Here is a 7,432-nt window from a genome sequence, read left to right as displayed (position 1 = left end):
CCAGGCCAACCTGCGGATCATCGAGGCCCTCGTCCGCCAGCTCGACCTGCCGTCGCACGTCCTGATCGCCCAGGACGTCGTCGAGTCCGGCAACACCTCGGCCGCCTCCGTGCCGCTCGCCCTCTCCAAGCTCACCGAGCGCGGCGAACTGCCCTCCGGCGCCCGCGTGCTGCTCCTCGCCTTCGGCGGCGGCCTCTCCTGGGCCGGACAGGTCGTCACCTGCCCCTGACGGGCAGCCGCCCGCACCGCACGGACGACGATCGTCCGTCAGCCAGAGCCCGCCGGTACGGTGAACACCCATCGCCGGATGGAGCAGCTCGGTAGCTCGCTGGGCTCATAACCCAGAGGTCGTCGGTTCGAATCCGACTCCGGCCACCATTCCCGAGGGCCCGGCAGGCACCCCTGCCGGGCCCTCGGCATGAGCGGAGAGAGCGCCCACGGCGCCGTCGCCGGACCTAGGATGGCGATCATGGACCTGAGCGCGCACCACACGATGATCGCCGTCCCCGCCGGTGAGGTCGTGCTCACCGACCGGCGCACGCAACGCAGTTGGAGCGTCCGGCCGGCCCCGTACGAGCTCGCCGACGTGCCCGTCACCCGGGCCCTCTACGCCGAGGTCACCGGGCAGCGGCCGGGCCCGGCCCGCGGCGACCGGCTGCCCGTCGAGGGCGTCTCCTGGTGGGACGCCGTCCGGTTCTGCAACGCCCTCTCCGCCCGCGCGGGGCTGCGGCCCGCCTACCGGCTGCACGAGGACGGCGAGGGCGTCGACCGGGACGCCTCCGCCGACGGCTACCGGCTGCCGACCGAGGCCGAGTGGGAGCACGCCTGCCGCGCCGGCACCGACGGACCGCACTACGGGCCGCTCGACGAGATCGCCTGGTACCGCGGCAATTCGGGGGAGCGCCCGCACGAGGTGGGCGGCAAGCGGCCCAACGCCTGGGGCTTCCACGACATGCTCGGCAACGTCTGGGACTGGTGCTGGGACGTCTACGACGCCGAGGTCTACGGCAGTTACCGGGTGCTGCGGGGCGGCGGCTGGTTCGACGAGCACTGGAGCTGCCGCGCCTCCGCCCGCCGCCGCAGCCACCCCACCTTCGCCGTCGACGACGTGGGCTTCCGCCTCGCCCGTTCCCTCCCCTCCTGACCTGCCCCGTCGCCTCGGCGGGTCAGGGGGTCGGCGGCCCCGCGGGGGTGCCGGCCAGGTGTTCCTCCAGGCGGCGCTGGTTGTCGACCAGGCGCAGGCACAGGTGCCGGAAGACGGCGAGGTCCTCCGGCGTGAAGCCCCGGAAGACGGCGGCCATGGCGCGCTGCGTCGGACCGCGGAAGGCCTCCAGCCAGGCCCGGCCCTCCGCCGTCAGGAGCACCCGGACCGACCGCCGGTCCGCCGTGTCCCGGACCCGCCGCACCAGCCCGTCGCCCTCCAGCGTGTCGACCAGGCCGGTGACGTTGCGGGAACTGACCCCGCCGGACCGGGCGAGCTCCCCGACGGAGAGCCCCTCCCCGTCCTCCGCGGCCAGCCGGACGAGGACGTCCAGCGCCCCCGTGCTCAACCCGCGACCGCCCGCGCCCAGTGCCCGCAGGCGGTCCACCGCCTGGGTGGCGGAGCGCAGCGCCGCCGCCGCCTCCAGGGCCCGGGTGTCGCCGTCCACCGCGAACGCCGCCATCGCGGCCCGGACCCCCGCATCGTAGAACCGGCCGTCGGCATCGGCCGACAGCTCCCTCGACATATGTACGTCCTTCATCATGAAGCAGTACTCTAATTCGGAAGCGGGGCGGACGGAAGGCCCACTGGTGGGTTCCGGCCGGAAGGCGGAGGATCTGAGCGGTGGGCGCAACCCGGGGGCGGGAGGCCGCAATGACGTACTCGATCGTGGCGCGCGACCCCGAGACCGGCGCGCTCGGCGTCGCCGTCCAGTCGGCGGCACTCGCCGTCGGCACGCTCGTCCCCTGGGCCCGGCCCGGCGTCGGGGCGGTCGCCACCCAGGGCTTCACCGAGACCTCCCACGGCCCCCGCTGCCTCGACGGACTCGCCGCCGGGATGTCCGCCCCCGACACCCTCGCCGACGCCGTCGCCACCGACCCGGCCGCCGAGATGCGGCAGGTCGCCGTCGTCTCCGCCGACGGCACCCTCGCCGCCCGCACCGGCGCGCTCTGCGTCGACCACGCCGGCCACCTCATCGAGGACGGCTGCGCCGTCCAGGCCAACATGGCCGCCACCGACCGGGTCTGGCCCGCCATGGCCGAGGCCTACACCGCCGCCCGCGGACCCTTCCCGCACCGCCTGCTCACCGCGCTGCGCGCCGCCGAGGCCGCCGGCGGCGACGCCCGCGGCCGGATGTCCGCCGCCCTGCTGGTGGTGTCCGGCACCCGCGGCGAGCCCTGGCAGGGCCGGCTGGTCGACCTGCGGACGGACCGCTCCACCGACCCGCTCGGCGACCTCGCGCGGCTGCTCACCGCCGCCGACGCCTACCGGGGGTTCGACCGGGCCGTGGAGTCGCTGTACGGCGGCGACCCGGACGGCGCCCTCCGGACGATCGACACCGCCCTGGCCGCCCTGCCCGGCGAACAGGGCCTGCGCTTCCTGCGGGCCGGAGCCCTGATGGCCCGCGGTGAGGCCGCCGCCGCCACCGACGAACTGCACGCCCTGCTCGCGGACCACCCCGGCTGGGAGACCGTGCTGCGCGGCTTCGCCGCCAAGGGCCTGCTGCCGCTGCCGCCCGGCACCACCGCCGACGACCTGCTGGAGTGAGCCCGGCCGTCGCCTTCCCGGCCGGTCGCCGCCGGACCCCCGAGTTGTCGTCGGGGCGGGAGCCGATGCGGCGTCAGGCCGTGCCGGGGCAGCTGCCGGTGGGGTCGATCGCGGTGGTGACGCGGTGTCCGATCTCGCGGAGCTGGCGCTGCTGGGCCCGGGTGAGGGGGTCGAAGACGAGGCGGCGGACCTCGGCGACGTGTCCGGGGGCGGTGGCGACCACCTTGTCCCAGCCGGCCGGCGTGAGGACCGCCAGCGTGTAGCGGCCGTCCTCGGGGTCGGGGGTGCGCCGGACCCAGCCGCGCTGCTCCAGGCGCTTGACCACGTGCGAGAGGCGGGAGAGCGAACCGTCGGCGAGCACGGCGAGTTCGCTCATCCGCAGGGTGCGCTCGGACGACATCGAGAGGCCGGCCATCACCTGGTACTCGAAGTGGCTGATGCCCGCGTCCCGTTGCAGCTGAGCGTCCAGGGCGGCGGGCAGTCGGATCAGCATGCTGCCCAGGGCGAGCCAGGACTCCGTCTCCTCCTCGCTCAGCCAGCGCGGTTCCTCTGCGTCCATGGCCACCACCCTAGCGTGGCCGGGCCGGCGCCCCGGGGCCGCTCGCCACCTCCGGTTCCACTCAGCCGATCACTTGACTCTTCAAGTCATGCCTCCCTATCTTCTAGTTGAAGGTTCAAGTCAATTCCGGGAGGAACCCCACCGTGAACACCACCCTGTGGATCATCGCGATCCTGCTCGCCGCCGCCTTCGCCGCCGCCGGTGCGATGAAGACGGTCCAGCCGCGGGAGAAGCTCGTCGCCGCGGGCATGGCCTGGGCGGGGGACTGGCCGGCCGGCGCCGTCAAGGCGATAGGCGCCGCCGAGGTGCTCGGCGGCCTCGGCCTGGTCCTGCCCGCCGCCCTCGGCGTCGCCCCCGTCCTCACCGCCTGGGCGGCCCTCGGCCTGGCGCTGACCATGGTCGGCGCGGCCGTCGTCCACGCACGCCGCAAGGAGTACCCGGGCATCACCGTCAACCTGGTGCTGCTGGTGCTGACCGCCACCGTGGCCTGGGGACGCTTCGGCCCCCAGGCCTTCTGATCCGGCACGGCCCGCCGACCGCGGCCCGGGCACCAGGTTCCCGGACGTGTCGTCAAAGGCGTGACGTGTCGTCAAAGGCGTACGGATGCCACATGGGTGCCCCGAGCGCCCCCGTGCGGTGTCCGTACGCCCTCAGCAGACACGTCCTACGCCGAGTCGCGGACCACCAGCTCGGTGGGGAGGATCACCGTCGGGGCCGTGTCGCCGGCGATCTGGGCGAGCAGCAGGCGGACCATCTCGCTGCTGATCCGGTCCCAGGGCTGGCGGACGGTGGTGAGCGGAGGGCGGGTGGTCAGCGCGGTGGGGGAGTCGTCGAAGCCGCCCACCGCGACGTCCTCCGGCACCGACCGGCCGGCCCGGTCGAGGGCGGTCAGCGCGCCGTCGGCCATCAGGTCGGAGGCGACGAACAGCGCGTCCAGGTCGGGTGCGGCGGCCAGCAGCTCGGCGGCGGCCGCCTCCCCGCCCGCCCGGGTGTAGTCCCCGTACGCCACCAGCCGCTCGTCGTGGGCGAGGCCGTACTCGTCGAGGACCTCCCGGTAACCGAGCAGCCGCTCGACACCGCCCGGGGTGTCCTGCGGGCCGGCGACGGTGGCGATCCGGGTGCGGCCGGACTCGGCGAGGTGGCGGACCATGTCCTTGGCGCCCTCCCGGTCGTCCGCGGCGACGTAGCTGACCCGGCCGCGCTGGCCGAGCGGCTTGCCGCAGCAGACCATCGGGATCCCGGCCTCCCGCAGGTGCTCGATCATCGGGTTGCCGCGGTGCGAGGAGACCAGCAGCACTCCGTCGACGTGCCCGGCGGCCAGGTAGCGGGTGACCCGGCGGCGCTCCGCCTCGTCGCCGGCGGTCATCAGCAGCAGCGGGATGTCGTGCGCGGCCAGCGCCTGGGTGCAGCCCCGCAGCAGGGTGGTGAAGTTCGGGTCCTCGAAGAAGCGCTCCTGCGGCTCGGTCAGCAGGAAGGCCACGGAACCGGAACGCTGCGTCACCAGGCTGCGGGCGGCGCGGTTCACCACGTACCCGAGCTCGTCGATCGCCGCCTGCACGGCCTCCCGGGAGGCCGTGCTGACGTTGTGGCCGCCCTGCAGCACCCGGGAGACGGTGCCGCGCGAGACCCCCGCGACCGCGGCGACGTCGTGGATGGTCGGCGGCCGGCGGGGCTTGCCGGCCGAGCGGTCCCGGGACTCTGGTTCCGTCATGGTGCTGGGCGCTTCCTTGCGGGGCCGGGCGCCGGACTCCTCGGGCGGAGCCGGCGCGGGCGGACGGGTGGACAGGTGGACGGGCGGACCGGCCGACCGGTCGACCGGCGCACCGGCCGACTGGTGGACGGTCAGGACTTTACGGCCCCCGAGAGCAGATCGATGCGCCAGTACCGCTGGAGTCCCAGGAAGAGCGCGATCAGCGGCAGGATCGACAGCAGCGCACCGGTCACCACCAGGGTGTACAGCGCGGGCGCGTTGGCGCCCTGCTGCAGCAGCGAGTACAGGCCGACGGTGACCGGGAACTTCCGGTCGTCGCCGAGCATGATGTACGGCAGCAGGAAGTTGTTCCAGATCGCCACGAACTGGAACAGGAAGACGGTGACCAGGCCCGGCACCATCATTGGCAGCGCCACGCTGCGGAACAGCCGCCACTCCCGCGCGCCGTCGACCCGGGCCGCCTCGACCACCTCGTCCGGGATCGCCGCGGCCGCGTAGATCCGGGCGAGGTAGATGCCGTACGGGCTGAGGATGCTCGGCAGCAGCACCGACCAGTAGCTGTCCGCCAGACCGGCCTTCGCCATCAGCAGGTACTGCGGCACGGCGAGGGTGATCGGGGGCATCAGCACGCCCGCCAGCAGGACGTTGAAGACGGTGGCGCGGCACCGGAAGCGGTACTTGGCGAGCGCGTAGCCGGTGGCACCGGAGACGGCGGCGGACAGCAGGGCGCCGGCACCCGCGTAGAGGGCGGAGTTGGCCATCCACTGCCAGTAGACGCCGTCGCGGTAGTGCGACAGGTCGGTGAGGTTGCCGACCAGCCCGCTGCCGGGGGAGAGGGTGAAGGTGGTGAACAGTTCGTCGCTGCTCTTGGTCGCCGCCATCACCACCCAGAGGATCGGGATCAGGCAGTACACGGCGCCGAGCAGCAGCACCAGGGTCGGCCCCCAGGCCGGGCGGCGCCGCGGCGCGGCGACGCGGTCGCCCGGTGCCGTTCCGGCGGTGGGGGCGGTGCGGCGGCCTTCGGTCAGTGTGGTGCTCATCGTCAGTTGCCCCCCGTGGAGCGCTTGCTGACCAGGGTGAGGAAGCCGAAGGACAGGACGAGGGTCGCCACGGCGACGATCGTCGAGGTGGCGGCGGCGGAGTGGATGTCACCCACCACGAAGGCGTCGCGGTAGACCTTCATCAGCGGACTCCAGGTGGAACTCATCGAGTTGGTGAGCGGCTTGAGGGTCATCGGCTCGCTGAACACCTGCAGGGTGGCGATCATCGAGAAGAAGAAGGTGAGCACCAGCGAGGGCGCCACCATCGGGATCTTCACCCGCAGCGCGATCTGCAGCTCGGAGGCGCCGTCCAGCCGGGCCGCCTCGTACAGCTCCGCGGGGATCGCCCGCAGCGAGGTGTAGATGACGATCATGTTGAAGCCCGTGCCGCCCCAGACCGCGATGTTGGCCAGCGCCACGAACAGGCCGTTGCCGTGCAGCAGGTCGGGGCCGCCGATGCCGGCCTTCTCCAGCAGGAAGTAGCCGGGGCTGACGGTCGGCAGGTAGAGGAAGCCCCACAGCAGCGAGGCCACGATGCCCGGCACCGCGTACGGCAGGAAGATCGCCAGGCGGGAGAACGCCCCGAGCCGCAGCCGCGGGGTGTCCAGCAGCAGGGCGAACAGCAGGGCGGCACCCAGCATGGCGGGCACCAGCAGGGCGCCGTACAGCAGGGTGCGGCCGGAGCCGGCGAGCAGCTCCGGATCGGTGAGGGCCGAGGTGTAGTTGGACAATGTGCCGCCGCTGATCGCGAATGGTCGGTCGGACGGCGCCGCTCGACGGTGCCACCGACTTGTCGTCAACATCGCTGTGCACGAGGCCGATCGGCGTATCGGTCTCGGGCCCGAGGCTGTTGGGACTTGCCGGCGGCGACCAGGTTGGCCTGTGCTCAAGGGGCTGTCAATACTTTCGATCGAAAGAGCGAAAGTATCGTCCAGCCCATGCCCGGTAGAGAGCTGGTCACAGACTCGGCGGCCGATGAAAATCGAGGAACTCGGCCGGCGCCTTGTCGATGTCTTCGTACTGGCCTGCACTGTGCAAAGAAACTTGCGGAATCATGCGCGAAAGTTTCATGAAGTCCGGCAGTGGAGACGCCGCGACCCGCACGCAGGGCGACATCGTTCCGGCAGAGGCGGTGGAAGGCTCGATGAAGTGGCGGCCGGTGTCGGTGCCGGAGTGGGAGAAGCTGCGGATCGCCGCACAACCCGAGTGCCGGAAAGTCGACTTGCTGGCCGCCCCGGATCGATCTGAGGCCCTGGCCATGATGGCAGGGTGTTCGACGGGCCGAGGGCTACCACCAGCGCTTCGGCCTCGTCCACGTCGACTTCGAGACGCAGAAGCGCACCCCGAAGGCCTCGTACGCCTGGTACCGCGAC

10 protein-coding genes, 1 tRNA gene and 1 pseudogene are annotated in these 7,432 nt (G+C 72.9%); 6 read left to right on the top strand and 6 right to left on the bottom strand.

The genetic code is table 11. The annotated features are described in order from the left end of the window. From ABZ641_RS20805 to ABZ641_RS20795, 3 genes are all read left to right on the top strand, one after another. Positions 1–229, top strand: a 229-nt coding sequence (locus tag ABZ641_RS20805; protein ID WP_359983745.1) for a 3-oxoacyl-[acyl-carrier-protein] synthase III C-terminal domain-containing protein, incomplete at its 5' end; no start/stop codon positions are given. Between the two features lie 72 nt (positions 230–301). Continuing rightward, a tRNA-Met gene (locus ABZ641_RS20800) sits at positions 302–378 on the top strand. Positions 379–469: 91 nt separating this feature from the next. Beyond that, positions 470–1,144: an SUMF1/EgtB/PvdO family nonheme iron enzyme gene (locus ABZ641_RS20795; protein WP_359983742.1), complete on the top strand. Its 675-nt coding sequence runs from the start codon at positions 470–472 to the stop codon at positions 1,142–1,144. A gap of 22 nt (positions 1,145–1,166) precedes the next feature. Here the strand turns inward: ABZ641_RS20795 and ABZ641_RS20790 are convergent, their stop codons facing one another. Then, on the bottom strand, positions 1,167–1,727 hold the full coding sequence (locus ABZ641_RS20790) for a MarR family transcriptional regulator (protein WP_359983739.1): 561 nt from the start codon (positions 1,725–1,727) through the stop codon (positions 1,167–1,169). 128 nt (positions 1,728–1,855) lie between these two features. Here ABZ641_RS20790 and ABZ641_RS20785 point away from each other — a divergent pair, with 128 nt between their 5' ends. Beyond that, a complete protein-coding gene (locus ABZ641_RS20785) occupies positions 1,856–2,749 on the top strand; it encodes a DUF1028 domain-containing protein (protein WP_359983737.1) in 894 nt (297 codons plus the stop codon). Between the two features lie 73 nt (positions 2,750–2,822). Here the strand turns inward: ABZ641_RS20785 and ABZ641_RS20780 are convergent, their stop codons facing one another. Further along, complete coding sequence (locus tag ABZ641_RS20780) at positions 2,823–3,308, bottom strand: MarR family transcriptional regulator (RefSeq protein ID WP_344627003.1); 486 nt, start codon at positions 3,306–3,308, stop codon at positions 2,823–2,825. Between the two features lie 143 nt (positions 3,309–3,451). Here ABZ641_RS20780 and ABZ641_RS20775 point away from each other — a divergent pair, with 143 nt between their 5' ends. After that, positions 3,452–3,826, top strand: a complete 375-nt coding sequence (locus ABZ641_RS20775) for a DoxX family protein (RefSeq protein WP_359983734.1) — start codon at positions 3,452–3,454, stop codon at positions 3,824–3,826. Positions 3,827–3,972: 146 nt separating this feature from the next. Here ABZ641_RS20775 and ABZ641_RS20770 read toward each other — a convergent pair whose 3' ends face one another. The 4 genes from ABZ641_RS20770 to ABZ641_RS20755 all read right to left on the bottom strand — a co-directional run bounded on the left by ABZ641_RS20770 (position 3,973) and on the right by ABZ641_RS20755 (position 7,319). Then, the gene (locus ABZ641_RS20770) at positions 3,973–5,019 is read right to left on the bottom strand and encodes a LacI family DNA-binding transcriptional regulator (RefSeq protein WP_359983731.1); all 1,047 of its coding nucleotides are present in this window, start codon (positions 5,017–5,019) and stop codon (positions 3,973–3,975) included. A 131-nt stretch (positions 5,020–5,150) separates the two neighbouring features. After that, a complete protein-coding gene (locus tag ABZ641_RS20765; protein ID WP_359983728.1) occupies positions 5,151–6,059 on the bottom strand; it encodes a carbohydrate ABC transporter permease in 909 nt (302 codons plus the stop codon). Positions 6,060–6,061: 2 nt separating this feature from the next. Further along, positions 6,062–6,790 (bottom strand): sugar ABC transporter permease, encoded by a 729-nt coding sequence (locus tag ABZ641_RS20760; protein ID WP_359983726.1) that lies wholly within the window; start codon positions 6,788–6,790, stop codon positions 6,062–6,064. 226 nt (positions 6,791–7,016) lie between these two features. Next, entirely contained in the window at positions 7,017–7,319 is a 303-nt protein-coding gene (locus ABZ641_RS20755; RefSeq protein WP_359983724.1) for a hypothetical protein, read from the bottom strand. A 20-nt stretch (positions 7,320–7,339) separates the two neighbouring features. Between ABZ641_RS20755 and ABZ641_RS20750 the strand changes: the two are divergent. Next, positions 7,340–7,432, top strand: a pseudogene (locus ABZ641_RS20750) (family 1 glycosylhydrolase); the annotation flags it as partial.

This window comes from Kitasatospora sp. NPDC007106, from assembly GCF_040634455.1.
Taxonomy (GTDB): Bacteria; Actinomycetota; Actinomycetes; order Streptomycetales; family Streptomycetaceae; genus Kitasatospora; species Kitasatospora arboriphila.
This window is presented reverse-complemented; position numbering and strand designations above follow the sequence as displayed.